General features: G+C 39.5%; 29 protein-coding genes and 3 other annotated features. Of the genes, 26 read left to right on the forward strand and 3 right to left on the reverse strand.

The genetic code is table 11. From position 1 onward, the window contains the following. The first annotated feature begins 1 nt into the window (after nucleotide 1). On the forward strand, nucleotides 2-616 hold the full coding sequence (gene coaE / locus RCG22_RS21345) for a dephospho-CoA kinase (protein WP_308107221.1): 615 nt from the start codon (nucleotides 2-4) through the stop codon (nucleotides 614-616). Between the two features lie 55 nt (nucleotides 617-671). On the opposite strand, the gene RCG22_RS21350 is transcribed toward coaE, so the two are convergent. Further along, nucleotides 672-1,997, reverse strand: a complete 1,326-nt coding sequence (locus RCG22_RS21350; RefSeq protein WP_308104606.1) for an IS3 family transposase — start codon at nucleotides 1,995-1,997, stop codon at nucleotides 672-674. A gap of 256 nt (nucleotides 1,998-2,253) precedes the next feature. Between RCG22_RS21350 and RCG22_RS21355 the strand changes: the two genes are divergently transcribed. The 12 genes from RCG22_RS21355 to RCG22_RS21410 all read left to right on the forward strand — a co-directional run bounded on the left by RCG22_RS21355 (nucleotide 2,254) and on the right by RCG22_RS21410 (nucleotide 12,721). Next, a complete protein-coding gene (locus RCG22_RS21355) occupies nucleotides 2,254-3,285 on the forward strand; it encodes a glyceraldehyde-3-phosphate dehydrogenase (RefSeq protein ID WP_098259750.1) in 1,032 nt (343 codons plus the stop codon). Between the two features lie 318 nt (nucleotides 3,286-3,603). Further along, entirely contained in the window at nucleotides 3,604-3,978 is a 375-nt protein-coding gene (speD, locus tag RCG22_RS21360; protein ID WP_098259749.1) for an adenosylmethionine decarboxylase, read from the forward strand. Between the two features lie 117 nt (nucleotides 3,979-4,095). Further along, the gene (locus RCG22_RS21365; protein WP_098259748.1) at nucleotides 4,096-4,485 is read left to right on the forward strand and encodes a hypothetical protein; all 390 of its coding nucleotides are present in this window, start codon (nucleotides 4,096-4,098) and stop codon (nucleotides 4,483-4,485) included. A gap of 90 nt (nucleotides 4,486-4,575) precedes the next feature. Next, entirely contained in the window at nucleotides 4,576-5,037 is a 462-nt protein-coding gene (nrdR, locus tag RCG22_RS21370) for a transcriptional regulator NrdR (RefSeq protein WP_308104607.1), read from the forward strand. 60 nt (nucleotides 5,038-5,097) lie between these two features. Then, entirely contained in the window at nucleotides 5,098-6,486 is a 1,389-nt protein-coding gene (locus RCG22_RS21375; RefSeq protein WP_308104608.1) for a replication initiation and membrane attachment family protein, read from the forward strand. A 13-nt stretch (nucleotides 6,487-6,499) separates the two neighbouring features. Further along, entirely contained in the window at nucleotides 6,500-7,426 is a 927-nt protein-coding gene (gene dnaI / locus RCG22_RS21380) for a primosomal protein DnaI (RefSeq protein WP_308104609.1), read from the forward strand. Nucleotides 7,427-7,579: 153 nt separating this feature from the next. Then, nucleotides 7,580-8,458 (forward strand): sporulation protein YtxC, encoded by an 879-nt coding sequence (gene ytxC / locus RCG22_RS21385; RefSeq protein ID WP_308104610.1) that lies wholly within the window; start codon nucleotides 7,580-7,582, stop codon nucleotides 8,456-8,458. Nucleotides 8,459-8,552: 94 nt separating this feature from the next. Continuing rightward, nucleotides 8,553-8,802: a binding site (T-box leader), on the forward strand. An 86-nt stretch (nucleotides 8,803-8,888) separates the two neighbouring features. Further along, on the forward strand, nucleotides 8,889-10,823 hold the full coding sequence (gene thrS / locus RCG22_RS21390) for a threonine--tRNA ligase (RefSeq protein WP_308104612.1): 1,935 nt from the start codon (nucleotides 8,889-8,891) through the stop codon (nucleotides 10,821-10,823). A 173-nt stretch (nucleotides 10,824-10,996) separates the two neighbouring features. Next, nucleotides 10,997-11,129, forward strand: a sequence feature (ribosomal protein L20 leader region). A gap of 148 nt (nucleotides 11,130-11,277) precedes the next feature. Then, entirely contained in the window at nucleotides 11,278-11,781 is a 504-nt protein-coding gene (infC, locus tag RCG22_RS21395; RefSeq protein ID WP_066258068.1) for a translation initiation factor IF-3, read from the forward strand. A gap of 17 nt (nucleotides 11,782-11,798) precedes the next feature. Beyond that, a complete protein-coding gene (rpmI, locus tag RCG22_RS21400; protein ID WP_066258063.1) occupies nucleotides 11,799-11,999 on the forward strand; it encodes a 50S ribosomal protein L35 in 201 nt (66 codons plus the stop codon). A 39-nt stretch (nucleotides 12,000-12,038) separates the two neighbouring features. Then, nucleotides 12,039-12,398 (forward strand): 50S ribosomal protein L20, encoded by a 360-nt coding sequence (rplT, locus tag RCG22_RS21405; RefSeq protein WP_066258061.1) that lies wholly within the window; start codon nucleotides 12,039-12,041, stop codon nucleotides 12,396-12,398. A 59-nt stretch (nucleotides 12,399-12,457) separates the two neighbouring features. Next, on the forward strand, nucleotides 12,458-12,721 hold the full coding sequence (locus tag RCG22_RS21410) for a DUF1294 domain-containing protein (protein ID WP_098259743.1): 264 nt from the start codon (nucleotides 12,458-12,460) through the stop codon (nucleotides 12,719-12,721). A 23-nt stretch (nucleotides 12,722-12,744) separates the two neighbouring features. Here RCG22_RS21410 and RCG22_RS21415 read toward each other — a convergent pair whose 3' ends face one another. Continuing rightward, entirely contained in the window at nucleotides 12,745-13,119 is a 375-nt protein-coding gene (locus tag RCG22_RS21415; RefSeq protein ID WP_308104613.1) for a sigma-w pathway protein ysdB, read from the reverse strand. Nucleotides 13,120-13,224: 105 nt separating this feature from the next. Between RCG22_RS21415 and RCG22_RS21420 the strand changes: the two genes are divergently transcribed. The 3 genes from RCG22_RS21420 (at nucleotide 13,225) to RCG22_RS21430 (ending at nucleotide 15,174) form a co-directional block, all read left to right on the forward strand. Continuing rightward, nucleotides 13,225-13,716, forward strand: coding sequence for a dUTP diphosphatase (locus RCG22_RS21420; protein ID WP_308104614.1), 492 nt, complete (start codon nucleotides 13,225-13,227; stop codon nucleotides 13,714-13,716). Between the two features lie 68 nt (nucleotides 13,717-13,784). After that, nucleotides 13,785-14,870 (forward strand): M42 family metallopeptidase, encoded by a 1,086-nt coding sequence (locus RCG22_RS21425; protein ID WP_308104615.1) that lies wholly within the window; start codon nucleotides 13,785-13,787, stop codon nucleotides 14,868-14,870. An 82-nt stretch (nucleotides 14,871-14,952) separates the two neighbouring features. Beyond that, on the forward strand, nucleotides 14,953-15,174 hold the full coding sequence (locus RCG22_RS21430; protein WP_308104617.1) for a hypothetical protein: 222 nt from the start codon (nucleotides 14,953-14,955) through the stop codon (nucleotides 15,172-15,174). Nucleotides 15,175-15,260: 86 nt separating this feature from the next. Here RCG22_RS21430 and sspI read toward each other — a convergent pair whose 3' ends face one another. Continuing rightward, nucleotides 15,261-15,467, reverse strand: coding sequence for a small acid-soluble spore protein SspI (gene sspI / locus RCG22_RS21435; protein WP_066258048.1), 207 nt, complete (start codon nucleotides 15,465-15,467; stop codon nucleotides 15,261-15,263). 118 nt (nucleotides 15,468-15,585) lie between these two features. On the opposite strand from sspI, the gene RCG22_RS21440 reads away from it, so the two are divergent. The 10 genes from RCG22_RS21440 (at nucleotide 15,586) to RCG22_RS21485 (ending at nucleotide 26,384) form a co-directional block, all read left to right on the forward strand. Then, nucleotides 15,586-16,335 carry a TrmH family RNA methyltransferase gene (locus RCG22_RS21440; RefSeq protein WP_308104618.1) on the forward strand — a complete coding sequence of 250 codons (750 nt, stop codon included), beginning with the start codon at nucleotides 15,586-15,588 and terminating at the stop codon, nucleotides 16,333-16,335. Nucleotides 16,336-16,396: 61 nt separating this feature from the next. Continuing rightward, nucleotides 16,397-16,644 (forward strand) — a binding site (T-box leader). A gap of 95 nt (nucleotides 16,645-16,739) precedes the next feature. Next, complete coding sequence (pheS, locus tag RCG22_RS21445; RefSeq protein WP_308104619.1) at nucleotides 16,740-17,777, forward strand: phenylalanine--tRNA ligase subunit alpha; 1,038 nt, start codon at nucleotides 16,740-16,742, stop codon at nucleotides 17,775-17,777. Nucleotides 17,778-17,825: 48 nt separating this feature from the next. Next, complete coding sequence (gene pheT, locus RCG22_RS21450; protein ID WP_308104620.1) at nucleotides 17,826-20,240, forward strand: phenylalanine--tRNA ligase subunit beta; 2,415 nt, start codon at nucleotides 17,826-17,828, stop codon at nucleotides 20,238-20,240. Nucleotides 20,241-20,670: 430 nt separating this feature from the next. Beyond that, nucleotides 20,671-21,102 carry a cytochrome C gene (locus tag RCG22_RS21455; RefSeq protein ID WP_308104621.1) on the forward strand — a complete coding sequence of 144 codons (432 nt, stop codon included), beginning with the start codon at nucleotides 20,671-20,673 and terminating at the stop codon, nucleotides 21,100-21,102. Nucleotides 21,103-21,118: 16 nt separating this feature from the next. Then, nucleotides 21,119-22,984, forward strand: a complete 1,866-nt coding sequence (gene nosZ / locus RCG22_RS21460) for a Sec-dependent nitrous-oxide reductase (RefSeq protein ID WP_308104622.1) — start codon at nucleotides 21,119-21,121, stop codon at nucleotides 22,982-22,984. A 53-nt stretch (nucleotides 22,985-23,037) separates the two neighbouring features. Next, nucleotides 23,038-23,601, forward strand: coding sequence for a hypothetical protein (locus tag RCG22_RS21465; protein WP_308104624.1), 564 nt, complete (start codon nucleotides 23,038-23,040; stop codon nucleotides 23,599-23,601). Further along, on the forward strand, nucleotides 23,598-24,089 hold the full coding sequence (locus RCG22_RS21470; RefSeq protein WP_308104625.1) for a right-handed parallel beta-helix repeat-containing protein: 492 nt from the start codon (nucleotides 23,598-23,600) through the stop codon (nucleotides 24,087-24,089). Before RCG22_RS21465 ends, RCG22_RS21470 begins: the two co-directional genes overlap by 4 nt. Continuing rightward, complete coding sequence (locus RCG22_RS21475) at nucleotides 24,032-24,925, forward strand: NosD domain-containing protein (protein WP_308104626.1); 894 nt, start codon at nucleotides 24,032-24,034, stop codon at nucleotides 24,923-24,925. The genes RCG22_RS21470 and RCG22_RS21475 overlap by 58 nt, the downstream gene beginning before the upstream one ends. Next, a complete protein-coding gene (locus RCG22_RS21480) occupies nucleotides 24,922-25,719 on the forward strand; it encodes an ABC transporter permease subunit (protein WP_308104627.1) in 798 nt (265 codons plus the stop codon). The genes RCG22_RS21475 and RCG22_RS21480 overlap by 4 nt, the downstream gene beginning before the upstream one ends. Continuing rightward, a complete protein-coding gene (locus RCG22_RS21485; protein WP_308104628.1) occupies nucleotides 25,716-26,384 on the forward strand; it encodes an ABC transporter ATP-binding protein in 669 nt (222 codons plus the stop codon). Before RCG22_RS21480 ends, RCG22_RS21485 begins: the two co-directional genes overlap by 4 nt. Nucleotides 26,385-26,397: the final 13 nt, after the last annotated feature.

Here is a 26,397-nt window from a genome sequence, read left to right on the forward strand (position 1 = left end):
CATGTCATTAGTGATCGGTTTAACAGGCGGAATTGCCAGCGGAAAGAGTACGGTTTCAAACATGTTTAAAGAAATGGACATCACTGTGGTCGATGCAGATATAGAAGCACGCCTGGCAGTAATGAAGGGCGAATCTGCTTATGTAAAGATACTTGCTGAATTTGGTGAGGATATTTTATTGGATAACGGGGAAATTGATAGGCAAAGATTAGGCTCAATTATATTTTACCAAGAAGAAAAAAGACAAATTTTAAACGAGATCGTCCACCCAGAGGTTAGAAAAAGGATGAGAGACCAAGTAGAACAGGCCATTAAGAACAGTGAAGAAGTGGTGGTTCTTGATATTCCTTTATTATTTGAAAGTAAGCTTACCTATATGGTGGATAAAACGTTACTTGTTTATGTTGACGATGAAACACAATTAAAAAGGTTAACCGAGAGAAATAATCTATCTGAAGAGGATGCTCGAGCAAGAATCAGTTCCCAGATGCCACTGTCTGAAAAAATAAAACTTGCGGACGCTGTGATTGATAATAATGGTTCGATTGCAAATACCAAAGAACAGCTCCTTGAAATTTTAGAACAGTTTAGTATCAACAAAAATAATCATAACTAATGGGAGAGAAGGGGATAATCTGGTACCCGTGTCAAGGACACATGAAAAAAAAGAGTTATGATACTAAAAGATGATTCCTATATTGAATAGGGGTCATCTTTTCTAAATTCCATTGATAACGATAATTGTTATAGTAAACCATGTAATGATTTATTTTTGCCTTTAGTTCGTCTAATGTTTTACATGATTGATAGTCTACCTCATCCTTTAAATGACCAAAGAAAGATTCCATTGGGGCATTATCCCAACAATTGCCTCGCCTAGACATAGATTGACCTAAACCATTTTTCTTCAACAGATTCTGATATTTTGGGCTGGTATAATGGCTTCCTTGATCCGAATGGATAAATGCCTCTGAATGTAAACTAATTTTCTTATTCTTCATTAATTTATCAATGGTTTTTGTTGCGATATCTAACGTGATGCGATCCGAAACATGATATGCTAAAAGTTCATTGGTGGAGGCATCTTTTATGGCCGACAAATAAGCCATATCCCCGTTATATGGTAAGTAGGTAATATCGGTTAGTAATACCTTTCCTGGAATTCCTTGCTTAAATTCTCTGTTTAATTTATTTGGAACGACCTGATGTTCTTTAGTTGCCTTTGCTATTTTTTTATAAGGATTTGCCTTTCTATGGGGGCAAATGATTTCATACTTGTTCATAATTCTTTGGATCTTTTTTCTGCTAATTTTATGGTCGTATTCATTATTCAATATCATTTTGATGGAACGTGAACCCTTCTTATATCCGCGTCGATTAAACGCTTTCATTATTATTTCCTTCGCTTCTAAGTCCTTTTGCTCTCTTTCAAATCGGCTTTCGGCTGCTTTTTGATAGCTGTAATATCCAGAACGAGACACCCCTAAAAGCTTACAAAAATACTTTGTCATCTGTTTAAACTGATTTTGATCTATAGTCTCATAAATCAGCTGGAATATCTTACTCGTCTCTTGGTTTTGACTTTTCTTTAGCAGCCTCCTTTCTGTCATTTCTAGCTTTTTTAACAGCTCCACCTGTCCTTCCAGCAACTTAATTCGTGCTTCCTGCCTCTCTATAATCTCTTCTTGAGTCAGTTCTCGTTTTAAAGGCCTACCTGGGGTTGTTTTCCGTCCGTCTGAGAGTCCAATTAACCCATTTTTTTCATAAGCTTTTTTCCACCTAAATGCCGATTGTTCGATCCGCTTCATACCTAAAATGCTCATATCAAAGCCGTTTTCCTCAAAGATTTGTCTAGGGAGTTTACCTACCCCGTATTCATCTATAAATTTATTTTTAAATTCATCTGTATATGTAATTGATAAGCTGCTGACCCGTTGTACATTTGGGTTCTTTTGAAGTATTTTTATTTCTTTAGTTGAAAATGTAATTTTGCTCATAGTCGTTCCCCTAATCCCCATGTCTTAAGATTTTAGTATATAAAAAAATACCTAGAGATGAAACACTCTTTTTCAAGTGTCCTATCTCTAGGTACCATATTAGGATACCTTCTCTTTTTTTCTGTTTCTAAGTTGCCTGAATTGTAAAACATTTTAAAAATCCGCATTTTATTCATCACAATTATACCTAAATATGTTATACTAATTACAACAATACGAGTATAAAGTATGACACTAATGTGGAAGGGGCTGCAAAATGAAGACGAAAGTTGCAATTAATGGGTTTGGGAGAATTGGGAGGATGGTTTTTAGAAAAGCAATCCTTGAAAATAAGCTTGAAGTTGTTGCTATTAACGCAAGCTATCCAGCCGAAACATTAGCACATTTACTTAAATATGATACCAATCATGGACCATTTCAGGGAGAAGTAATCCCATTAGATAATGAGCTAATTGTAAATGGAAAAAGAATTAAACTATTAAGTAGTCGTAATCCAGAGGAACTTCCATGGCGAGAGCTTGGAATTGAGATTGTTATTGAGGCTACCGGGAAGTTTAATGCACGTGAGGCGGCGGCATTGCACTTAGAAGCAGGCGCCAAGAAGGTAATCTTAACGGCACCAGGGAAAAATGAGGATGTTACCATTGTGATGGGCGTTAATGAGGAAATGCTTGATATCCATCATCATGATATTATCTCTAATGCATCCTGTACAACGAATTGCCTTGCACCCGTTGCAAAGGTGCTTGATAAAAAGTTTGGCATCGAATGTGGATTAATGACCACCATTCATGCCTATACAAACGATCAAAAAAATATTGATAACCCCCATAAAGATTTACGGAGGGCTCGTGCATGTGGACAATCTATCATTCCAACAACAACAGGAGCGGCAAAAGCCATTTCACTTGTATTACCCCAGTTAAAGGGTAAATTACATGGGATGTCTCTTCGTGTGCCAACACCTAATGTTTCACTTGTTGATTTAGTAGTTGATCTTAATCAAGATGTAACAGTCGATGATGTTAATAATGCCTTTATTGAGGCTGCAAATGGGCCATTAAAAGGCATTTTGGATTTGACCATGGAACCTTTAGTATCTGTTGATTTTAATACCAATGAGCATTCTGCCATCATTGATGGTCTTTCCACCATGGTAATGGGAACTAGAAAAGTAAAAGTATTGGCATGGTATGATAATGAGTGGGGATATTCTTCACGTGTAGTCGATCTCACCCTATATGTTGCACACGAAATAGCAAACTCATCTCAAATAAAGGTTGGATAAAAACGCTGTCGGCTGACAGCTTTTTTTTGTACCCTCTTGGTGTTAATAGCATAGAATAGATTTTGAATTATAAAATGGAAAATGCCTTTTTTTAATGTTTGTTACACAATTAAAATATAAAAGTTTAATTTTGCTAAGTTGCAAAACAAATATAAACAAAGTATACTAGTCATCGTGAACTTCTTGAAATTTGGTAGCTAGTAATTACTTAAAGGGTTAGGACCTCTTTGGACTAACTTTCCCCCGTTGTAATTATTCAGGTACCGGCAACAACAGGATTTCAAGAAAGAACAAAAAGGTTAGAGGGGGAAACTGAATATGGAAACAATGGGACGTCACGTAATCTCAGAACTATGGGGATGCGACTTTGAAAAATTAAATGACCTGAATTTTATTGAAACCACTTTTGTTGAAGCAGCTCTTAGATCTGGTGCAGAAATCCGTGAGGTAGCATTTCATAAATTTGCTCCCCAAGGTGTGAGTGGTGTAGTAATTATTTCTGAATCACATCTAACCATCCATAGCTTCCCTGAACATGGATATGCCAGCATTGATGTGTACACATGCGGAGATTTGAATCCTAATGTTGCGGCTGAATATATAGCTGAAGCATTAAATGCCGAGACACGTGAAAATATTGAAATTCCACGAGGCATGGGTCCAGTTCAAGTAAAACAGGCAAAGGTTTTATAGTCACTTTAAAAATAATTAGCAAAGAGGTGTATCTTAACATACACCTCTTTTTATATTTTCTAGCTAAATGTTGTACAATAAGACCAAAGCTTACATCATAGGAGGAATACTATAGCTATGTTAGATAACTTATTTGTTCGGTTTAAAAAGCAATTAGAGACTTCAGATCAAATTAAAGATGATTCCTTAAAAACACATTATTATAAGGCGAAGTATAATCAATTATTTGCAACGGTTGAAAAGCTATTCCATGAAGATGCCGATTGCCTGGTCACGACGGTTTCTAAAGAACATGGAGAAATTGCTGTTGAAGTCAGTAAACCTATCCCCTGCTTTCTGATTGTTACTATTGTAGCTGTAAAACCAATGGAAACTGCGGTGGATTTTAATATTTCATCTGAAAAACTTTCCTTACTTGGCACCTATCCCGATTTAAAAAAGCGGATTATTTCATATTACGAGCGAATTAATCAATTACATACCTTAATAGGAATAAAAAACTCCTAATACTTCTACTTGTATAAAGATATTCTTTTTTATAAGATGAAAGTAAGCGTTTTGTTCGGAAGTACAGTGTAGATTTGGAGTGGATTACAAATGAAATGCCCTTCTTGTCAAAATTATGGTACACGTGTCCTCGATTCTCGACCTGTTGATGAAGGTCGGTCCACTCGAAGGAGACGTGAATGTGAAGAATGCGGATATCGTTTTACTACGTTTGAGAAGATCGAAGAAATCCCGCTAATTGTAGTTAAAAAAGAAGGCACCAGAGAAGAGTTTAGCCGTGATAAAATATTACGTGGCTTGATCAAGGCATGTGAGAAGCGCCCTGTTGCCTTAAAGGAGTTAGAAGATATAACGCATGGTGTAGAAAAGGACCTGCGCAGTCAGGGTATTTCAGAAATTAAAAGTGAAGCCATCGGTGAAATGGTCATGGATAGACTGGCACATGTGGACGAAGTCGCCTATGTAAGATTTGCATCCGTTTACCGTCAGTTTAAAGATATTAATGTTTTTATTGATGAATTAAAAGAACTAATTAAAAAAGAAAAATCTTAAGAGCTAGAGGTTTTTAGTCTTTGGCTCTTTTTGACTTATGGGAGGGAAGGTTGGATTATTATGGCGCAGCATTGGCAGGAAATTCTCCCTATCGACCGCTATAAAGTTGCGGCAGATGGGCTGCTGCATGAATTTGATCGCAAAGTGCTAACGTTATTATATCAGCCCTTGATTGGATCAACTTGCTTTAGTTTGTATATGACTCTCTGGGCGGAGTTAGAGGAAAATCGTCTCTGGTCTGAGTCTTCCACACATCATTTATTGATGAATCTTTTAGAGATGAACTTAAAGGATATTTATGAAGCAAGATTAAAGCTAGAGGGCATTGGGTTATTAAAGACTCGTGTCAAAACGGATGAAGGGGGAAGATCATTTATCTATGAACTCCATCCACCATTAAGTCCGGAGCAATTCTTTTTAGATGGAATGTTAAATATTTATTTATATCGAAAAATTGGAAAAACCCATTTTTCCCGTCTGAAACGGTTCTTTAGTGATCAACAAAAGCCAAGTGAAGGCGAGTATGTAGATGTGACCAAGGCCTTTCAGGATGTATTTTCATCAGGAGCACCAGGCAGTATGCAATATATTCAAGGTCTTTCGGAGGAATTACAAGAGGAAGAAAATCAACAGTTTATTGGTCGAACGGAACCGAGACCCATTCAAATTGGTGTCGACTTGTTTGATTTTGATTTGTTAACAGCAGGGCTAAATGAATCTCTTGTTCCCAAAAAAGCTCTCACGCCCAAAGTGAAAAATGTGATTAGTAATCTCGCATTTTTGTACCAAATAGACGCAATCGAAATGAAAAATTTTATCTTAGGTGCCATTAATGAGCACGAAGAAATTGATATTGAGGATTTGAGAAAGGGTGCTCGTGATTGGTATCAATTTGTTAATTACGACCAACTTCCGAGTCTAATTAACCGAATACAGCCGATTGTCCATCAAACACAATTAACCGAGCCGAAAACTCCGGAGGAAAAATTAATCCGCTCTTATGAAACCACGACGCCGCTCATCGTTTTTAAGGAGCTATCTGGGGGCGTTGAACCTTCAAATGCTAATTTGAAAACCTTAGAAGAGATTATGATTAAATATAAACTGCCTCCAGGTGTGGTAAATGTTTTAATTGAGGTGGCAATGAGAAAAACAGACATGAAATTTACTAAGGGCTTTGTGGAGTCCATTGCCAGTCATTGGGCGAGAAAACAAGTGAAAACGGTGAAGGAAGCGATGGAACTCGCAAGGAATGAGGAACACAAGGTGACCGAAAGTAAAAAAACGAATAGGTCGACAAACAAAAAGCCAATTCGGACCGAGTTGATTCCTGACTGGTTCGATGACAGTTCGAAAGAAGCAGGAAAAGACCCTTCACAAGGTAACAACAGTGAAGTAGAAGCGAAAAAACGTTCAATCGAAGAAAAACTAAAAGCGTTTCGCAAATAGGAGGTGACCACATTTGGAAAAAATTAATCGAACCTTGAAAAGATTAGCTTCTAATGAAAACTTTCAAAAGCGCTATGAACAACAGCGCAGGCAAGTCCTCGAAAATCCGGATATAAAAGCCTTTTTAGAAAAACATCAAGATGAGATCGATCAAACGATGATTGATAAAAGCATGAGTAAGCTGTACGAGTATACCAACCAAAGCAAGGATTGTAGCAAATGTGAAAGCTTGGCCAGCTGTATCAATTTCATGAAGGGGTATCACCCGGATTTGGTTTTATCACGAAACTCCATTGATGTTGTTTATAAACGCTGTCCTCAAAAAATCATGGCAGATGAAAAGAAGAAAAATGAAAAGCTCATCAAAAGTTTATATGTACCAAGGGATATACTTGAAGCGACCTTTGAAGACTTTGAGGGGGACTCGGGCAGACTCGATGCCGGTGACAAGGCGGCAACCTTCTTAATGAATTATGAAGATGGTAAAAAACCGAAAGGCCTCTATCTTTACGGTAAATTTGGGGTAGGAAAGTCTTATTTATTGGGGGCAATTGCCAATGAATTGGCCAAAAAACAGATTTCTTCCATGATTGTTTATGTTCCTGAACTTTTGAGGGAAATGAAAAGCTCAATCGCTGATTCCACGTTAAATGAAAAAATCGAGGCATTAAAAAGAGAACCCATCTTAATGTTGGATGATATTGGTGCAGAAGCTGTATCAAGCTGGACAAGGGATGAAGTTTTAGGGCCAATTTTGCAGTTCCGCATGCTCGAAAGCCTGCCGACATTTTTTACCTCTAATTTTAATTTCCCAGAGCTGGAGCATCATTTAACATACAGCCAACGGGGCGAAGAAGAGAAGATGAAAGCACGACGAATCATGGAGAGAATTAGGTCCCTAAGTGTGCCAGTGATGGTCGATGGTCCTAACAGACGGTAATTAGATAGGGAGTTCCAGATTGCTGAAAACAGGTCAGCAGTCTTTTTTTTGACTTTTTTTCCGTAAATAACAAAAGCGACTGTTGCTAACTTCTATTTTAAGCAAGTCCCCCATATATATTAATACAAAGATTGGCATAAAGGGGGGATTTGGTTGGCGGAAATCATCTTCCAAAGCAAGCTGGAGGCACAAAAGTTTTATGACCACTTGCTGAAGTACTTACCAAATAATTATGATAAAGAAACTATTCTTCTCATTGAAGATCAACATATAGTAAAATTTTTAGGCGGCTTCCTTTCCATTGAAATTTCTACTATGGTTAAAAAAGCATTTTACGAATTTATTACGAACATTAAACGTGATGATTGGTTTCGGGAAATATTAAAAAATCAATTTTTTTATGAGGATCTGGATGTACAGCAACAAATAATGGAGATAATCTATTCCATTCTAGATGGTCAAAGAAAGGACTTAACTGCTTTTTTGAAGGATTCAAACGAAGAGCCTCCTATTAGAACAGCCATCGAGCACATTTTTCAAGATAATATTTCTTTTTCGTTTGACTCGTTTCTAAAATTTCGCTTGCGGCCATACCTACAGCTATTGGAAGGTTATGTGGAGGTTGCCATTGATGAATTTAAAATGGAGCAGGAATATCAAATGTTTGTGCAAATGCTCAGGGACTTTTTAATCAATCGAGAACCCAAAATGGACGTTCTTCATTTGTTATTTGACGAGGAAATCACCTTTTATAATGAACAATTTGTGGAGATGAAACGAGCTGAATTAATCAGATTGATTGACCGGAAGTTACTTGTTAATCATCCTGTCTATGTCGATTCTGCTTCGATTGCCCCGCTTTTATCACTTGCGCCGACAACTATTTTTGTGTATACAAAGGACCCGGATGAACCGATAGTTCGAACCATCAAAAACATCTTTGAAGAAAGAGTAACGATTAAATCCTTTGCAGCTTTACGAGAGGTTCATAAATGGTTAGAAACTAATGATTCTTCGGAAAATCATGCCTAAGTTGAGGAATAGTGTGAAAATTTGTCTTATTAGGTCAATGCCCCTTGATTTTTAAAAAATTAATCATTATAATACTCTACATAGAATATTCATAGCAAAAGTATTGATAAGGATAACAGTATTTTTTACGGTTTCTAGAGAGGGAGGACAGGGCTGAAAGCCTCCTAACACGAAAATAATACTTACCACCTTTAAACTTCAGCAGTGAACGCTTCATGGGATCATGAGGTTAGTAATTGTTGACGGCTATCGACCGTTAACAGACCAAAGTCATTTTCAAGGTATCAACAGTTGGAAATGAAAAATTGGGTGGAACCACGTGTTTATCAAAACTCGTCCCTTTTCCAGGGATGGGTTTTTTTTATTTTTCAAAAAGCGAATCTACTGGGCGAAATGCCCGGGGACGCTTAATTACAAAGGAGGAATTACCATGTCAGACGTTGTTAAGATTTCGTTTCCAGATGGGGCAGTAAAGGAGTTCCCGCGTGGCACAACAACGGAAGATATTGCCGCATCCATCAGCCCCGGCCTGAAGAAAAAGGCGATTGCCGGTAAATGGAACGGTCAACTGTATGATCTTCGCCGTCCAATTAATGAAGACGGTTCAATAGAAATCGTCGTCCCTGATTCCGAAGACGCATTAGAGGTTTTACGCCACAGTACAGCCCATTTGATGGCACAGGCTGTTAGAAGACTTTATCCTGATGTGAATTTAGGTGTAGGGCCAGTGATCGAAGGTGGATTTTATTATGATATGGACCTTGAGGAATCATTAACTCCAGAAGATCTGCCAAAGATTGAAAAGGAAATGGCAAGAATCGTCAATGAAAATATCGAAATTGTTCGCAAGGAAGTAAGTCGTGTAGAGGCTGTACAGCTCTTTAAAGAAGCCGGTGATCCTTACAAGCTCGAACTAATTGAAGCGATTCCTGATGAGGAAACCGTGACACTTTACGAACAAGGCGATTTTTTTGACCTATGCCGTGGAGTCCATGTCCCGTCAACTGGAAAAATCAAAGAATTTAAGCTATTGAGCATTGCGGGTGCCTATTGGCGCGGCGACAGCAAAAATAAAATGCTGCAGCGCGTGTATGGAACAGCCTTTTTTAAGAAAGAGGATTTAGCGGAGCATCTTCGCTTGCTTGAAGAAGCGAAGGAGCGTGACCATCGTAAAATTGGTAAAGAGTTAAACCTTTTCACTAATAACCAATTGGTAGGTCAAGGCTTACCATTATGGCTTCCAAAGGGTGCAACAATTCGCCGAGTAGTTGAGCGTTACATTGTCGATAAAGAACAACGTCTTGGCTATGACCATGTGTATACTCCGATTATGGGCAGCGTTGATTTATACAAGACTTCAGGACACTGGGATCATTACCAGGAAGACATGTTTCCGGTTATGGAAATGGACAATGAACAATTAGTTCTACGTCCAATGAACTGCCCGCATCATATGATGGTTTACAAGAACAGCATTCACAGTTATCGCGAACTTCCGATTCGGATTGCCGAACTTGGAACAATGCATCGTTATGAAATGTCAGGTGCACTTTCAGGATTGCAGCGTGTTCGTGGTATGACTTTAAATGATGCACATATTTTTGTTCGTCCCGATCAAATTAAAGATGAATTCAAACGGGTTGTGAACCTTGTTTTAGCCGTTTATAAAGACTTTGGTATCAATGACTATTCCTTCCGTCTTTCCTACCGTGACCCGCAAGATACTGAAAAGTATTTTGACGATGACGCGATGTGGGAAAAGGCACAAGGTATGCTGAAGGATGCCATGGATGATCTTGGACTTAACTATTATGAGGCTGAGGGGGAAGCTGCCTTCTATGGTCCGAAGTTGGACGTTCAAGTAAAAACTGCATTAGGTAAGGAAGAAACACTTTCCACTGTTCAACTCGATTTCTTATTACCGGAACGTTTTGATTTAACATATGTGGGTGAGGACGGCAAACCTCATCGTCCAGTCGTTATCCACCGCGGCGTTGTTTCAACGATGGAACGTTTTGTGGCCTTCTTAATTGAAGAATACAAAGGAGCATTCCCAACATGGCTCGCTCCAGTTCAGGTTCAGGTCATTCCGGTTTCTCCTGGAGCACACTTTGATTATGCTAAGCAGGTACAGGAGCAGCTTCAAAATGAAGGCTTTCGGGTCGAGTTGGATGGCCGGGATGAAAAAATCGGTTATAAAATCCGTGAAGCGCAAATGCAAAAAATACCATATATGCTAGTTGTTGGCGATAAGGAAGTCGAAGACCAAGCAGTCAATGTTCGTAAATATGGTGAACAAAACTCAGAAACAAAGCCATTTTCAGAGTTTTTAGCAGCAATCACAGCTGAAGTAAAAAGAGGATAATTTGTTAAGAAAGAAAGGGCTTGCCGCTCTTTCTTTTTTTTATAAAAAAAATCTATTGAATAATTCTTGGTTTCTTGCTAAAATAAATTCCGTTGTCAAAGAAAATAGTTCGTTTGACATTACGTCTTTGTTTATGTTATATTTACTAAGGTGAAAAATTGAATACTTGTTTTTGGGAAAAGAAGAAGCACCCGCTTCTCACCTGATTGACGCATTTGGCAGTTGGCAGGTTTTACGTGAACTTTTTGGTTTCATTACTTATGTTCTGTAAAGTGTGGGTGCATTCATCCGCACTTTTTTTGTTTGTGCACTTATAGTACGGCTAAAAAGTTTAATACCTGTTCATTCAGTAAGGTGTCATACGTTTAGGTTGAAATGGGTTTTTTAAGATTTTCTTGACCAAGACGTTGTATTCGTGATAAAACCTTGGAGGTGGCTAATTATTAGCAAAGACATGTTGTTAAATGAGGGCATTCGCGCTCGCGAAATCCGCCTAATTGATCAAAATGGCGAACAGTTAGGGATTAAAACCAAAACTGAAGCCTTAGAGATTGCCGGAAGAGTGAATCTTGATTTGGTACTTGTAGCACCAAATGCAAAGCCTCCGGTCGGCAGAATTATGGACTATGGCAAATTCAAATTCGAGCAGCAAAAGAAAGACAAAGAAGCTCGTAAGAATCAAAAAATTATCACCACTAAAGAAGTTCGTCTCAGCCCAACAATTGATGAGCATGACTTTAATACAAAGTTGCGCAATGCAATTAAGTTCTTAGAAAAAGGCGACAAGGTAAAAGCTTCAATCCGTTTCAAGGGCCGGGCAATTACCCATAAAGAAATTGGTCAACGTGTGTTAGACCGTTTTTCCGAAGCGTGCAAGGAAGTTGCGACCATCGAGTCACATCCTAAAATGGATGGACGAAGCATGTTCCTCGTTTTAGCACCTAAAATTGACAAGTAATAAGGAGGATATCCCAAATGCCAAAAATGAAAACTCACCGTGGCGCTGCAAAGCGTTTCAAGAAAACTGGTTCAGGTCAACTTAAACGTGACCACGCTTATACAAGCCACTTATTTGCTAACAAATCTACAAAAGCAAAGCGTAAGCTTCGCAAAGCATCACTTGTTTCTAAAGGTGATTTCAAACGCATTCGTCAAATGTTAACTTACATGAAGTAAAAAATTAAGTGATCGATTTATATATTGGAGGGAAATTAAATGCCACGTGTAAAAGGCGGTACAGTTACGCGCAAACGTCGTAAAAAAGTTCTTAAATTAGCAAAAGGTTATTACGGTTCAAAACATACATTATACAAAGTTGCTAACCAACAGGTTATGAAATCATTAATGTATGCTTTCCGCGATCGTCGTCAGAAAAAACGCGACTTCCGCAAATTATGGATTACTCGTATCAATGCAGCAGCTCGTATCAACGGTCTTTCTTACAGCCGTTTAATGCATGGCTTAAAGCTTGCTGGTATCGAAGTAAACCGCAAGATGCTTGCTGAATTAGCAGTAAGCGATGCAAACGCATTTGCTGAATTAGCAAACGTTGCAAAACAAAACATTAACAAGTAATTGTTTAAAGGCCATTCTCTTTGTTGAGGATGGCCTTTTCTATAAGGGGGAAATGATATATGAAAATATGGTTAGTGGTTTATCTAATCATGAATATAGCCGGGCTGTTGATTATGGGAGAAGATAAAAAGCGGGCAAAGAAACATCAATATCGAATTTCGGAAAGAACATTGTGGATGGTGGCGATTTTAGGAGGAGCGATCGGTACAACCACAGGCATGCAGCTTTACCGGCATAAAACAAAGCATACAGCTTTTAAAATTGGTTTTCCATTTCTAGCAGGAATTGAATTGGTTCTGTTAATCAAGTTTCTACTATTATAAAAAAGCCCTATGAAAGGCGGCTATTACTGTAAAAATTCCTTCACGGGACTCTTCCAGTGAATTTCAGCATTTGGATAGCATTCAAGAAGTTTTTTATCAATATAAAAAATGTCTTCCTTAACCAGCCCTTTAAGGGAAACTGTATTTTCAGGCCAGATAATGATGGAGACGATGTCAAATGTTTTGCCAGCTGGCCCCATGTACTTTTCGCCAGCAAACACAGCTCCTTTATAGGTAAGTGAGAAGTTCTTTCTGACATCCTTATCATCGATCAACAAAAAACGTTTCTGTTTACGGGCAGTTTCTAGTTTTCGTTTGGATGTAAAAAAGGATTTTACCCCATAGCTGAATAAGAAGAATAGGAACAACAACAATACGAAGCGCAGCAACCATATCATGGATAATCCCCCTGCATCTATTTTCCTATTCATACGAAAGAACTCGAAAAAAGTTTCAATCATATCTCATTTTGATATAATTTTTCTATAAGGAGTGGTGGTAGTATGCAAATCGAACAACTATTTCAGATGCAAAAGGCACTAGATCAACATATTCAAGAAAAGCATAACTTGCAGGATGAGAATTTATTTGACAGAAAGGTCCTTGCCTTACTCGTTGAAATTGGTGAGTTGGCAAATGAGACCCGTAGCTTTAAGTTTTGGAGTGTCAAGCCATCTTCAGCTAAAGAGGTCATTTTAGAAGAATTTGTTGACGGTGTTCATTTTATTTTATCGCTCGGGATCGAATGTGGATTTGATACGGAGCAAATGGATTTGAATAAGCAGAAGTTAACTTTGTCTGTGACAGAACAATTTTTATGCATATATGATAGGATCAGTATTTTTCAAAAAAGTAAAAGTTTGGCTGATTACATCAATTTATTTCAATCTTACTTCGAATTAGCTGAACTGCTCGGATTTACATATGAAGAAATCAAAATGGCATATTTTCATAAAAACGAAGTAAATTATTTGAGACAGCAGAATAACTATTAGCAGGGAAATTGCGAATTAATCGTTATTTTCTGTATAATGAGGTCGACGACTTAAAAGGGGGCTAATATATGGTAAAACTTGATGAAACCTTGACGATGTTAAAAGAGTTAACCGATGCCAAAGGGATTCCCGGCAATGAGCGTGAAGTACGCGAAGTCATGAGAAAATACATAGAACCATTTGCTGATGAAATCACAACGGACGGACTCGGCAGTTTGATTGCCAAAAAGGTAGGTAAAGAGGGCGGACCGAAAATAATGGTGGCCGGCCACCTAGATGAAGTTGGCTTTATGATTACTCAAATTGGTGATAAAGGTTTCCTCCGTTTTCAACCGGTTGGCGGCTGGTGGGGACAGGTTATGCTTGCCCAGCGTGTGACGATTGTGACGAGAAAGGGAGATGTAACGGGAATTATCGGTTCTAAGCCACCGCATATTTTATCAGCGGAAGCCCGTAAGAAACCTGTGGAAATTAAAGACATGTTCATTGATATTGGTGCTTCAAGCCACGAGGAAGCAACAGAATGGGGAGTTCGCCCAGGCGATATGGTCGTTCCTTATTTTGAATTTACGGTGATGAACAATGAGAAGATGCTATTAGCAAAAGCGTGGGATAACCGAATTGGCTGTGCAATTGCGATAGATGTGTTAAGGCAGCTTAAGGGTGTTGACCATCCTAACGTTGTTTACGGCGTCGGAAATGTTCAAGAAGAGGTTGGATTGCGCGGTGCCAAGACGGCAACTTACAAAATTCAGCCTGATATCGGTTTTGCAGTCGATGTGGGTATTGCCGGTGATACACCCGGGATTTCGGAACGAGAAGCCATGAGTAAGATGGGGAAGGGCCCGCAAGTTGTCGTTTATGATGCCTCACTTGTAGCTCATAAGGGATTACGTGATTTAGTTACCGATACAGCCGATGAATTGGACATCCCGTATCAATTCGAGTCCATTCCTGGCGGTGGGACGGATGCTGGTTCTATCCACTTGACACATAATGGGGTACCAGCAATGGCGATTACGATTGCGACACGCTATATCCATTCCCATGCCGCGATGCTCCATCGAGATGATTACGAAAATGCAGTGAAGTTGATCGTCGAAGTTATTAAGCGCTTGGACAGGGAGACTGTTGATAAAATTACGTTTGAATAATTTTTTGTGGGGTCCCCGGTAGAACTTAGCCGGGGATTTTTCTGTCGGATGCACTTTTTATAGGAATTATAGGATTCGCTCATTGAATGGTGAAATTCGCTCATTGGACCTGGAGATTCGCTCATTGAATGGTGAAATTCGCTCATTGGACCTGGAGATTCGCTCATTGAATGGTGAAATTCGCTCATTGGACCTGGAGATTCGCTCATTGAATGGTGAAATTCGCTCATTGGACCTGAAAATTCGCTCATTGACTGCCAAAATTCGCTCATTGGATATAAAAATTCGCTCATTGACTGTCTGAAATCGCTGAAAAACGTTATTTTTGATCATTTTTAACAGTAAAAAGCTGTCAACCGAACCGATTGACAGCCCTAACCGTAAAATTTATTACTTTAACCCACTCTCCAGGGTGGCAAGCATTTCTTTTTTCTCATCTTCGGAAGAGTTATTCCAAATGATCTCAAATAAAACGCCTAGGCCTGGGAGCATTTTCTCTTCACCATTTTGAATGGCATCAACAATCGTATCTTCTAGTTGATCTTGTGTATTCCCAGATACATTATGAACAATGGCATTACGTAAATTTAAATTCATGTATAACCACTCCTTTTTATCCTGTATTTCTTTTATATGTTTTCTATTTTTGGTTTTATTATGTATTTTTGTTAGGCTATAATAAAAAATAGTTGTTAATGTAAAAGGAGAGCGGGTTTTGAAACATATTGAATCAGTAAACAACCCTAAAGTTAAACAATGGAAAAAACTTTTAACCAAAAAAGAACGCGATAAGTCTGGAACCTTTTTAGTGGAGGGCTTTCATTTAGTAGAGGAAGCCCTGAAACAAGGAGAGCAAATCTTAGAAATTATTGTATCAGAAAAAGTAGACCTCCCTTCCCGATGGGATGCTGGGTCAACACCCGTAATACAAGTCACGGAAGAGATATCGAAATCTTTGTCAGATACAGAGGCACCACAAGGGATTTATGCGGTTTGCCGGATCGCAAATTCGGAAGTTAGAGATGCCAAGTCCTTCCTATTCATCGATGCGGTTCAGGATCCGGGTAATCTTGGCACGATGATTCGTACGGCAGATGCAGCAGGGATTGACGCAGTTGTTGTTGGACGCGGGACTGTTGATATATATAACGCTAAGGTATTAAGGTCTGCACAAGGAAGCCATTTTCACCTTCCGATTATAAGTGGAGAGCTTCATGAATGGATAAACAAGCTTCAAGAAAAAAATATTCCTGTTTACGGTACCGCACTTGAAGGGGCCTCGGTATATACGGATATCTCTACAAGTGACTCTTTTGCTCTCATAGTTGGAAACGAAGGGAACGGCGTCGGTAAAGATATTCTTGCTAGCACGACAGCGAACCTGTATATTCCGATTTTTGGGAAAAGCGAATCCTTAAATGTAGCGGTGGCAACCGGGATTCTTCTCTATTATTTGAAAAAATAGGCGCAAACTTGTTTGACCTTGCGCGGCGATTTATTATATAATAATCAACAATGTTAATATTTAAATAACGATGACGGAGAAAAGTACCTTATTTACGACCATTTAGGGAGAAAGTGCCACGACTGAAAGCACTTTTATGGAAAGAATAAGAGAAGTTCACCTCCAGAGTTGGCATCGGGACCATTTTCGCAAACGGAAATGTAAAGATGCGCCGGCAGATGCCGTTATCCGAATGAAGCGAACACAATGTTTTTTTACATAAAGTGTTTACAAGGGTGGTACCGCGAAACTATAAACCTCGTCCCTTTCCAGGGATGGGGTTTTTTTGTTTTTTCTGTTCTGGTGCCTGACACCAATCAATTACACCAATCTATGACACCGATCAATATTAAGGAGGAATTGACATGCAAGAACGTTTAAAGGAATTGCAGGAAGAGGCTATTCAAAAAGTTGAACAGTCGGTAAGTTTAAAAGAATTAAATGACATCCGTGTGGCTTATCTTGGAAAAAAGGGTCCAATCACAGAAGTACTACGCGGAATGGGGAAGCTTACTGCTGAAGAGCGCCCAGTGATGGGAGCATTAGCGAACGAAGTTCGTGAGATGATAGCTGTTAAAATTGAGGCTAAACAAAAGGGGTTAGAAGAGGCTGCTGTCTTAGAAAAATTAGCATCTGAAAGCATTGATGTTACCCTCCCAGGCAGACCAATAAAGGTTGGAAATCATCATCCACTGACAAGAATCATTGAAGAAATTGAAGACCTATTTATTGGTATGGGTTACCAGGTCGCAGAAGGTCCTGAAGTTGAACAGGATTATTATAACTTCGAAGCACTTAACTTACCGAAAGGACACCCAGCCCGCGATATGCAGGACTCGTTCTATATCACAGAAGATATCCTTCTTCGTACCCATACATCGCCAGTTCAAGCGCGGACGATGGAGAAGCACCATGGCAAAGGTCCAATCAAAATTATTTGTCCGGGTAAAGTGTACCGTCGTGATAATGACGATGCAACACACTCTCATCAATTTATGCAAATCGAAGGTCTTGTAGTCGGAGAGAACATCCGCATGAGTGATCTGAAAGGAACATTAGAAGTATTTGCGAAAAAAATGTTCGGAGAAGATCGTGAAATTCGTCTGCGTCCAAGCTTTTTCCCATTCACAGAGCCTTCTGTTGAAATGGATATTTCTTGTAAAATTTGTGGCGGGTCTGGATGCAGCGTTTGTAAGCGCACAGGCTGGATTGAAATTCTTGGAGCAGGTATGGTTCACCCGAACGTGCTTGAGATGGCTGGATACGATTCGAAGAAATACACTGGCTTTGCCTTCGGAATGGGGCCTGAGCGGATCGCGATGTTAAAGTACGGTGTCGATGATATCAGACATTTTTATACCAATGATGTTCGGTTCTTAAAGCAATTTTCAAAACACGAATGAACTTGAATACATCTCGTTGATTAAAGATAACTAAAGGAGGATGACGACATGTTCGTTTCATATAAATGGCTTCAAGACTATATTGATTTAACTGGAGTAACTGCAGCTGAATTAGCAGAAAAAATTACTAAAAGTGGTATTGAGGTTGAGGGAGTAGAAGTTCTTAACCACGGCATTCAAGGCGTCGTTGTTGGGCATGTCCTTGAACGCGAACAGCACCCGAATGCGGATAAATTGAGCAAATGCCTTGTGGATGTGGGCGGGGAACAACCGGTTCAAATTATTTGCGGTGCCCCAAATGTGGCGCAAGGTCAAAAGGTTGCGGTGGCAACTGTAGGTGCTGTCCTTCCTGGTAATTTTAAAATTAAACGTGCGAAACTTCGCGGTGAAGAATCAAATGGAATGATTTGTTCGCTCACTGAGTTAGGGATCGAAGGAAAAGTGGTGCCGAAAGAATATTCAGAGGGAATCTTTGTTTTCCCGGCAGATGCTGAAGTCGGCGTCGATGCTATTGCAATGTTAAATAGAAATGATGAGATTCTAGAACTAAGCTTAACTCCAAACCGCTCAGATTGCTTAAGCATGCTAGGGGTTGCTTATGAAGTGGCGGCGATTCTTGGAAGAAACGTGAAACTTCCAGAAACGAACCTGCAAGCTTCAACAGAAAAAGCATCTGATTATGTAAAAATCACAGTCGAAGCTAAAGAAGATAACCCGTTGTATGTGGCAAAAGTCATTAAAAACGTAAAGATCGGACCATCACCGCTCTGGATGCAAACACGCTTAATGTCTGCGGGAATTCGTCCACACAATAATGTGGTCGATATTACCAACTATATTCTTCTTGAATACGGACAGCCGCTTCATGCATTTGATTATGATCGCTTAGGGTCAAAAGAAATCCTTGTCCGCCGTGCAGCAGATGGCGAGAAATTTATTACGCTTGATGATGCGGAACGTACACTTACATCTGAACATCTGGTTATTACAAATGGAACGGTGCCTGTTGCCCTTGCTGGTGTAATGGGAGGAGCAAATTCTGAAGTAACTTCAGACACAACAACTGTTTTGCTTGAATCTGCTTACTTTAATGGAGCAACTGTTAGAAAGGCATCAAAAGACCATGGCCTAAGAAGTGAAGCAAGCGCTCGGTTTGAGAAAGGTGTCGATCCGAATCGTGTTCGTGCAGCAGGAGAGCGCGCAGCCTATCTGATGGCAAAATACGCTGGCGGAGAAGTATTAGAAGGTTCGGCTGAGGCGGACACACTAACAGTTGAACCAGCAGTAGTTTCGATTACTTTAGAAAAAATCAATCGTGTACTTGGTACAGAGCTTGTAATGAAGGACGTGAAAGAAATCTTTGATCGTCTTCAATTTGGGGTAAGCATTGAGGAAGATACAATTACCGTAACGGCACCGACTCGCCGCGGCGATATTAAGATCGAAGAAGATTTACTGGAAGAAGTAGCCCGCCTTTACGGTTACGATAATATTCCAAAAACACTTCCAATCGGTTCGACAACCCCGGGCGGTTTGAATGAGTACCAGAAGAAACGCCGTGTGGTTCGTCAATACCTTGAGGGTGCAGGCTTATATCAAGCTGTAACGTATTCACTCACAAGCGAGGAAAAGGCAGCACAATTTGCACTAGAAAAGCGTGATACCATTCGTCTTTCCATGCCAATGAGTGAAGAGCGCAGTATCCTTCGTTTGAGCATCATGCCACAGCTTTTGGAAGTATTAAAATACAATAGTGCCCGCCAAAACGATAGCTTAGGTGTATATGAAACAGGTGCTGTATTCTTAGCGAACGGGACAGACTCTCTTCCAGTGGAAAAAGAACATTTAGCTGCAGCCATTACTGGCCTTTGGGAAAGTCATTCTTGGCAAGGAGAGAAGAAAGCCGTCGACTTCTACGTTGTTAAAGGAATTTTAGAAGGAATGTTTGCTAAACTTGGCCTCTTCGAACAGGTTCAATTCGTTCAGGCACAAGTAGACCGTCTGCACCCGGGCCGTACAGCAGAAATTTTCTTAAATGATGAGAAAATCGGCTTTATCGGTCAAGTCCACCCAACAGTTCAAAAAGACTTGGATTTGAAAGATACTTACGTATTTGAACTTTCATTAAAAGCTGTACTTGAAGCAGAAACACCAGCATTACAATATGAAGCCATTCCGCGCTTCCCATCGATTACTAGAGACATTGCCCTTGTGGTAAACAAAGAAACGGTGTCAGGCACCCTAAAGGAAATCATCTTAACAAATGGTGCACCGCTTCTTAAAGAGGTACATGTGTTTGATTTATATGAGGGTGATAAGATGGAACCAGGCAAGAAGTCGATTGCTTTTTCTTTGAAATATGTTGATCCGGTACGTACGTTGACGGATGAAGAGGTAACGAAGGTCCATAACCGAGTACTCGCGGCATTAGAAGAACAAGCAGGCGCTGTTTTAAGAGGTTAACTAAAAGAAGCTAGTTCGAAGATTGAATTCGAGCTGGCTTTTTTCCTTTTTCTAATGTGGAATTTACGGTTCGCTGATATATTGAATTTATCGCTGATAAAATTCAATTTTGCGCTGATAAAATAAAAAAGTGAAATTACGATGGGCAAAGGTTCCCTGGTCTGATATGGAAATTTTGCAATTATAAAGTTTTTTAAAAGAAGTCACAGAAAAGAGGTTGCAGACTGCTGTAACCTCTTTAAAATTTATTTTTTTTCATAGAGGGAGTCATAGTTTTGGCTAATGGGATATTCAAATATGCTAGTCTTCCTGCATTCCAGGAGGTAAGCCTGAGCGCCATTTTGATTCACTTCTAATATTTAGGAATAATAAAAATCTACCAGGTAAAACTAAAAAAAATATTATTACTATGTTAGAAAGGAGAGGGCATATGGGGAAATATATTGCTATTTTTCTTATTTGTTTTGGGGTCGCTTTTGGTGGAGGTTACTTAATTTTTAATGCTAAGGAAAAAGCAGCACCTGCTGAACCGGCAGAAAAAACTGATCAAGTTGTCAAAAAAGATGCGATAGAAAAACAACAGGGTGATTCAACCGCTAAAGAAGGCAGGATTTTTATTCAGCGCGGCTGCGTTTCCTGCCATAGTATTTCTGCACTAAATATCCAAGGTGGGTCGACGGGTCCGGATTTATCTCAGGCCTATGTAAATGTTGAAGGAAAGCATGGTGTGCCAATCGAAGAGTTTCTCAAAAAACCAACTTCTGCAGTCATGTCAGGTGTGCTAGGAGATAAACCGCTGACGGATGATGAAAGAGCAGCGGTTCTAGCAGCCCTAAAAGCCGCATCAGAGAAGAAACCATGATTTTGGAGGGATTTTTATGAAAAAATTGATTGCAGCCATTTCGGGATTAGTATTGGGAGCATTGGCATCGACTGTGATATTTGCGGATTTCAACGATAATAAAAATACTAATCAAGCGGGAACTGCCACCAATGCCCAAAAGGTATATGTCCCTTTTGGGCAGAAGGATGAATATTATTTATTTGCCTCTGGTGGTCACTCCGGGCAAATGTTTATTTTTGGTGTTCCCTCAATGCGCCATATTCGTACAATACCAGTTTTTTCACATGATTCAGCGACAGGTTATGGCTGGGATAAGCATTCAAAAAAAATGCTGGGAAAGTACAGTTGGGGCGATCTCCATCATCCTGCCTTATCGGAAAAGGGCGGAGAGTATGATGGAAAGTATTTATTTGCGACAGACGTAGGGAATAATCGTGCGGCTGTTATGGATCTAAAGACATTTACGGTTAAGGATATTTTGGAGGTTCCAAATACAGGTGGCCCACATTGTGCCGCTTTTGTGACTCAGAATACAGAATATATGTTTTTACCGACCAGGTTTGCTGTTCCATTTGGACATAAATTTGCCTCTTTGGATGACTATAAGACAAAATTTAAAGGAGTAATGTCTGCGGTTACATTTGATGAGAAAAAACAAAAGCTGAGTGTTGCTTATCAGGTTGCTCTGCCCCCTTGGTCATTTGATTTATCGGATGCCGGCAAAAAGATTTCAAAAGATTGGGCAGTCATGACAACCTATAATACAGAAGAAGCAACCACAGAGGAGGAAATTAATGCCTCACAGAAAGACCGTGATTATGTAGTTCTTTTTAACTGGAAAGAACTTGAGAAGATGGTTGCGGATGGAAAGTATGACATGGTCAATGGAATGAAAATGCTCGATCCATCAAAGCATAAAGGAGCCATTTATCTTGTACCAACGGCAAAGTCACCCCACGGGGTCGATGTAACTCCTGATGGAACCCGTTTCATTGCATCTGGAAAACTAGCGCCGGCAATGACAGTGTTCTCTTTTGAAAAAGCATTTAAAGCCATCAAAGATAAAAAGTTTGCAGGTGAGCAGGAAGGAATTCCAGTTTTGGATTATGCATCCGTCATGGAAAGGGAAGTAAATCCAGAAAACGCACTCGGACCCCTGCATACACAATTCGATGGCGATGGGTTTGCTTATACGACGATGTTTATTTCGTCTGAGATTGTCAAATGGAATATCAAGACCGGCGAAACAGTTGACCGCGTACCGGTCCAATATTCACCTGGTCATGCGTCTGCAGCGGAGGGCGATACCGTCAGTCCGGACGGTAAATATATTATTGCGCTTAATAAAATTGCTAAGGATACTTATCTTTCTGTTGGTCCTTCCCATCCAGAATCGATGCAATTAATTGATCTTAGCGGTAAAAAGATGGAAATTATCCAATCAGCTCCTGTCGACCCTGAACCACATTATGCACAGATGATAAAGGCGGACAAAATCAAGCCGATTGTCGTATACGATAAGGATGAAAAGCGTCCAGACAGCGTCTGGAATCAAAAGGACACTCGAATTACAAGAAAAGGGAATGTTGTCGAAGTATACGGGGTTGCATTACGTTCCAAATTCATATTTGATGCGAAGGCTGCTCGAAAAGATGTTATCAATGTTAAAGAAGGAGATAAAGTCGTCATTCATTTAACTAATATCGATCTTGATCAGGATATTACCCACGGCTTTGGAATTAACTCCTACGATTTGAACATGGAAGTCCAGCCGGGACAGACTCAGACAATTGAATTTACAGCGAATAAGGCGGGTACCTATCCTTTATACTGCACAAATTTCTGTTCTGCTTTACATCAGGAAATGAATGGGTATTTATTAGTCCAACCCAAAGGATAAAAGAAGGAGGGGCCTCGTTGCCCTTTTTTCTTTTTACCAGAAAGGAGCATTAAGTGTCCAAAACTCTTTCCATTCCTTCTGTTATTGCACTGTGTTTAGCAGCTATTTTACTCATTACGTCTATTTTCTTTCCATGGTGGGGAATGAGATTCTATGCGCCACAATATCCAGAAGGCTTGGATATCATTGTTTATCCATATAAGATGGCGGGAGATATCGATATCGTCAATGGATTAAATCATTACATTGGCATGAAGGGTTTTGGCGAGGAGAACTTTCCAGAGCTCCAATTCCTTCCATATATTATCGGTATTCTGGCCTTGTTAACGCTTATTACTGCATTTTTGCGGCGAAAAAGTCTGCTTTACGGTCTGATTGGGCTTTTTGTTGTGGGTGGAGCATTCGGAATTTATGACATCCACCGCTGGCTGCGGAATTATGGAACGGACCTTGATCCAACGGCTCCGATTGAAGTGGATCCATTTGTACCTCCAGTTATTGGGGAGAATACACTTGCCAACTTTGTGACGGAAAGCTATTTCACCTATGGTTCATTTCTCCTGGGTGCAGCTTTCTTCTGCACACTGTTTCCATTATGGAGGGATCGAAAAAGATGAGGGAGAAATGGCATTGGATGGCAGGAATCATATTTTTTTTGCTAACCATTCATCCGAACACCTTTTTTGCAGAAAACCGTTCCTTGCAAGATCTGGTCGATCAAACGCCTGCACATGGGACTCTTCTTCTGCAAAATAAGACTTATAGTGGGAATGTGACCATATCAAAACCGATTGCCATTAAGGGCGCTGGTAAAACTAATATTAAAGGCGATGGGACAGGGAATGTCATCTTGATTCAAAAGCCTGCGATAGGCACTCGATTGGAAAACTTACGAATCTCTCATAGCAGTAAAAGTAGGAATTCAGTAGAAGAGTATTCTGCGATTAAGGTTCTATCTGACCGAAATGTACTGAAGAACTTGACCATCAGTGATTCCTTCCACGGCATTTATTTTAGCTCATCTAATGAAAATGATCTTTCGAAAGTATGCATTACAGGAATGGGCGGGGGGAAGTCGCCGGTCAAGGGAACGGTATCCAACTGATTCGTTCCCAGCGAAATCGATTAACTGATGCAGTTATTCGTGATTCTCGTGATGGAATCTATTTTTCCTATTCAAATGATAATGTGGTCAAGAAAGTAGATATTAGCCATACACGCTATGGATTACACTATATGTATTCTGATCACAATCATTTTTTCAATAATCATTTTCACCAGAATGTCGGTGGAGCTGCGATTATGAATTCTAAGGGTATTGAGTTAATTGGAAATGAATTTTCTTACCAACAGGGCAGCCGCTCGTTTGGTTTAATGCTTCAAGCGAGTGATGAAAATATAGTGAAGGACAATCATTTCTATCACAATCAGCGCGGGCTTTATATTGATCTATCACAGAAAAACAGAATTATTAGCAATGAGTTTCTGCAAAATCGCATCGGGGTTGAGCTCTGGGCTAGCTCGAGCAGCCAAGTATTTTCCTTGAATAGCTTTTTTCGCAATACGCTTCCTGTGATTACGATTGGAGGGCAAGCGCAGAACCAATGGAGTGAAAACCATAAAGGGAATGAATGGGGGGAAACGTTTGCCTTATTTGATTTGAATGAAGATATGATTGGAGATATTCCTGTTAAGTATAAATCTTCCCTTGCAAAGTTAATGGAAGACCAAGAGCTTGTTTATCTCTTTTTACCGAGCCCGTCTATTCATATCTATGAAAAAATCAATCAATTTCTACATAGACAAGAAACTGTTTTTACTGACCCTTATCCGTTGATGAGTGAACGAGGAACTAGGCCCCCTGCAGTTTGGTTTATGTTGATACCGGTTATGATTATTTTAGGAATCATTTTTGTAAATAGGAGGAGAAGGATTCGTTGACATATATCTGGAAAGAGTGGAAGGAATTATCCCGTGGCAAAGGTCTTTGGCTCGCCTTAAGTATGGCCATGATTATTTCTGTTTTTATTTTGTGGCAGTTGAAGTCATTACCTTCAGATCAAGGATTTGAAGTCTATTTGCTTTCTTTATATGAAATGAATGTGTTTCTCATTCCACTCTTAAGTTTGTTTATTTCTTCGTTTGCTGTCATACAGGAAAAAGAACAAAAGACATTAATGATTATCTTGACGAAAAAAGAATCCTATCGCAGTTTTTTTCTAAAAAAAACAATGGGGGTCCAGTTCATTACCGTCTTGGTATTTTTATGTTGGTATTTTGCCCTGGCCATACCGATGAAATTCCTGTTTATATTCGACGTTTCTTCTTTTGGGGTCTATTTGCTTACCTTTTTCACGTTGTTATTTATTTTTAATCAAATCGGTTTATTGTTGGGAAGTATTTGCGAAAATCGAATGCAGCTAGTAGGAGCCAATATTTTTACGTGGTTCTTCTTTATTTTCCTTCTTGATTTACTGTTCCTTTATATCTTGCCACTAGTAGATGAGGAGAATATTACCACTTTTTCTGTTTTTTATTTCCTAGACCCACTCCATACTCTTCATTTTTACCTGGAGACAGCTTTAGGACTTTACCCACTCGATCATTTGTCAAGACTTATGAAGAAAATGGTGTGGCTTCAGCCGAAGTATTTACTATGGATTACTCTTATGGTTTGGTCGGTTCTGTCATTTGAGCTGGCGGTAAGGCTAAGAAGAAGAGGGGGGATTTCATGATCGAGATAAAAGAATTATCCCAATCTTATCAAAACAAAGTAGTCCTAAAGGATATCAATTTAATGATTGAAAAAAATGAAATTTGTGCCCTTGTTGGAAGTAACGGAGCAGGAAAGTCCACCTTAATCCATTCAATGCTCCATTTGATTCCTGTAAAAAAGGGAATCATTAAGCTTTCCGGAATTCCGCATAACAAAGAGGAGTGGAAAAAAAACGTCGCCTACCTTCCAGAAAAATTTCTTCTCTACCCGCATATGACAGGGGAGGAGAATATGAATTTTTTTGCCTCATTAGGAAATGGTCCAATGGATGGAAAAAGAATGGAAGAAATGCTGAGAAAGGTGAAGCTGTGGGACCATCGGAGCGATTTAATTAAAGGATACTCAAAAGGAATGCTCCAACGGTTGGGATTAGGTATCATGTTGTATTTTGATTCTTCCATCCTCATTTTGGATGAACCAACGAGTGGATTAGACCCGAAAGGGAGAAGTGAGATTCTGACGATTTTAAGATCATTGGAAGATAAAACGATTCTGTTTTCTTCCCATCATATGGACGAAATCCGTCAGATTTGCACCCATGTTGCTTACTTAGAAGAGGGGGAAATCCGTAAATTTACTCTGAATGATTTTTACGATCAGTACATAGTAGGAGGCCTTTTATGAAACAGTTGTTTGT

This window comes from Neobacillus nitrireducens, assembly GCF_030915405.1.
GTDB lineage: Bacteria > Bacillota > Bacilli > Bacillales > Cytobacillaceae > Neobacillus.

Excerpts from the sequence above, each read along its gene's own strand:
- RCG22_RS21415 (WP_308104613.1), bottom strand. The coding sequence starts at position 13,119 with ATGATATGGTTGCTGCGCTTCGTATTGTTGTTGTTCCTATTCTTCTTA.
- thrS (WP_308104612.1), top strand. The coding sequence starts at position 8,889 with ATGTCAGACGTTGTTAAGATTTCGTTTCCAGATGGGGCAGTAAAGGAG.
- pheS (WP_308104619.1), top strand. The coding sequence starts at position 16,740 with ATGCAAGAACGTTTAAAGGAATTGCAGGAAGAGGCTATTCAAAAAGTT.
- rplT (WP_066258061.1), top strand. The coding sequence starts at position 12,039 with ATGCCACGTGTAAAAGGCGGTACAGTTACGCGCAAACGTCGTAAAAAA.
- infC (WP_066258068.1), top strand. The coding sequence starts at position 11,278 with ATGTTGTTAAATGAGGGCATTCGCGCTCGCGAAATCCGCCTAATTGAT.
- pheT (WP_308104620.1), top strand. The coding sequence starts at position 17,826 with ATGTTCGTTTCATATAAATGGCTTCAAGACTATATTGATTTAACTGGA.
- RCG22_RS21375 (WP_308104608.1), top strand. The coding sequence starts at position 5,098 with ATGGCGCAGCATTGGCAGGAAATTCTCCCTATCGACCGCTATAAAGTT.
- nrdR (WP_308104607.1), top strand. The coding sequence starts at position 4,576 with ATGAAATGCCCTTCTTGTCAAAATTATGGTACACGTGTCCTCGATTCT.
- rpmI (WP_066258063.1), top strand. The coding sequence starts at position 11,799 with ATGCCAAAAATGAAAACTCACCGTGGCGCTGCAAAGCGTTTCAAGAAA.
- sspI (WP_066258048.1), bottom strand. The coding sequence starts at position 15,467 with ATGAATTTAAATTTACGTAATGCCATTGTTCATAATGTATCTGGGAAT.
- RCG22_RS21355 (WP_098259750.1), top strand. The coding sequence starts at position 2,254 with ATGAAGACGAAAGTTGCAATTAATGGGTTTGGGAGAATTGGGAGGATG.
- RCG22_RS21475 (WP_308104626.1), top strand. The coding sequence starts at position 24,032 with ATGCATTACAGGAATGGGCGGGGGGAAGTCGCCGGTCAAGGGAACGGT.
- speD (WP_098259749.1), top strand. The coding sequence starts at position 3,604 with ATGGAAACAATGGGACGTCACGTAATCTCAGAACTATGGGGATGCGAC.
- coaE (WP_308107221.1), top strand. The coding sequence starts at position 2 with ATGTCATTAGTGATCGGTTTAACAGGCGGAATTGCCAGCGGAAAGAGT.
- RCG22_RS21425 (WP_308104615.1), top strand. The coding sequence starts at position 13,785 with ATGGTAAAACTTGATGAAACCTTGACGATGTTAAAAGAGTTAACCGAT.
- RCG22_RS21350 (WP_308104606.1), bottom strand. The coding sequence starts at position 1,997 with ATGAGCAAAATTACATTTTCAACTAAAGAAATAAAAATACTTCAAAAG.
- RCG22_RS21485 (WP_308104628.1), top strand. The coding sequence starts at position 25,716 with ATGATCGAGATAAAAGAATTATCCCAATCTTATCAAAACAAAGTAGTC.
- RCG22_RS21365 (WP_098259748.1), top strand. The coding sequence starts at position 4,096 with ATGTTAGATAACTTATTTGTTCGGTTTAAAAAGCAATTAGAGACTTCA.
- nosZ (WP_308104622.1), top strand. The coding sequence starts at position 21,119 with ATGAAAAAATTGATTGCAGCCATTTCGGGATTAGTATTGGGAGCATTG.
- RCG22_RS21455 (WP_308104621.1), top strand. The coding sequence starts at position 20,671 with ATGGGGAAATATATTGCTATTTTTCTTATTTGTTTTGGGGTCGCTTTT.
- RCG22_RS21410 (WP_098259743.1), top strand. The coding sequence starts at position 12,458 with ATGAAAATATGGTTAGTGGTTTATCTAATCATGAATATAGCCGGGCTG.
- RCG22_RS21420 (WP_308104614.1), top strand. The coding sequence starts at position 13,225 with ATGCAAATCGAACAACTATTTCAGATGCAAAAGGCACTAGATCAACAT.
- RCG22_RS21470 (WP_308104625.1), top strand. The coding sequence starts at position 23,598 with ATGAGGGAGAAATGGCATTGGATGGCAGGAATCATATTTTTTTTGCTA.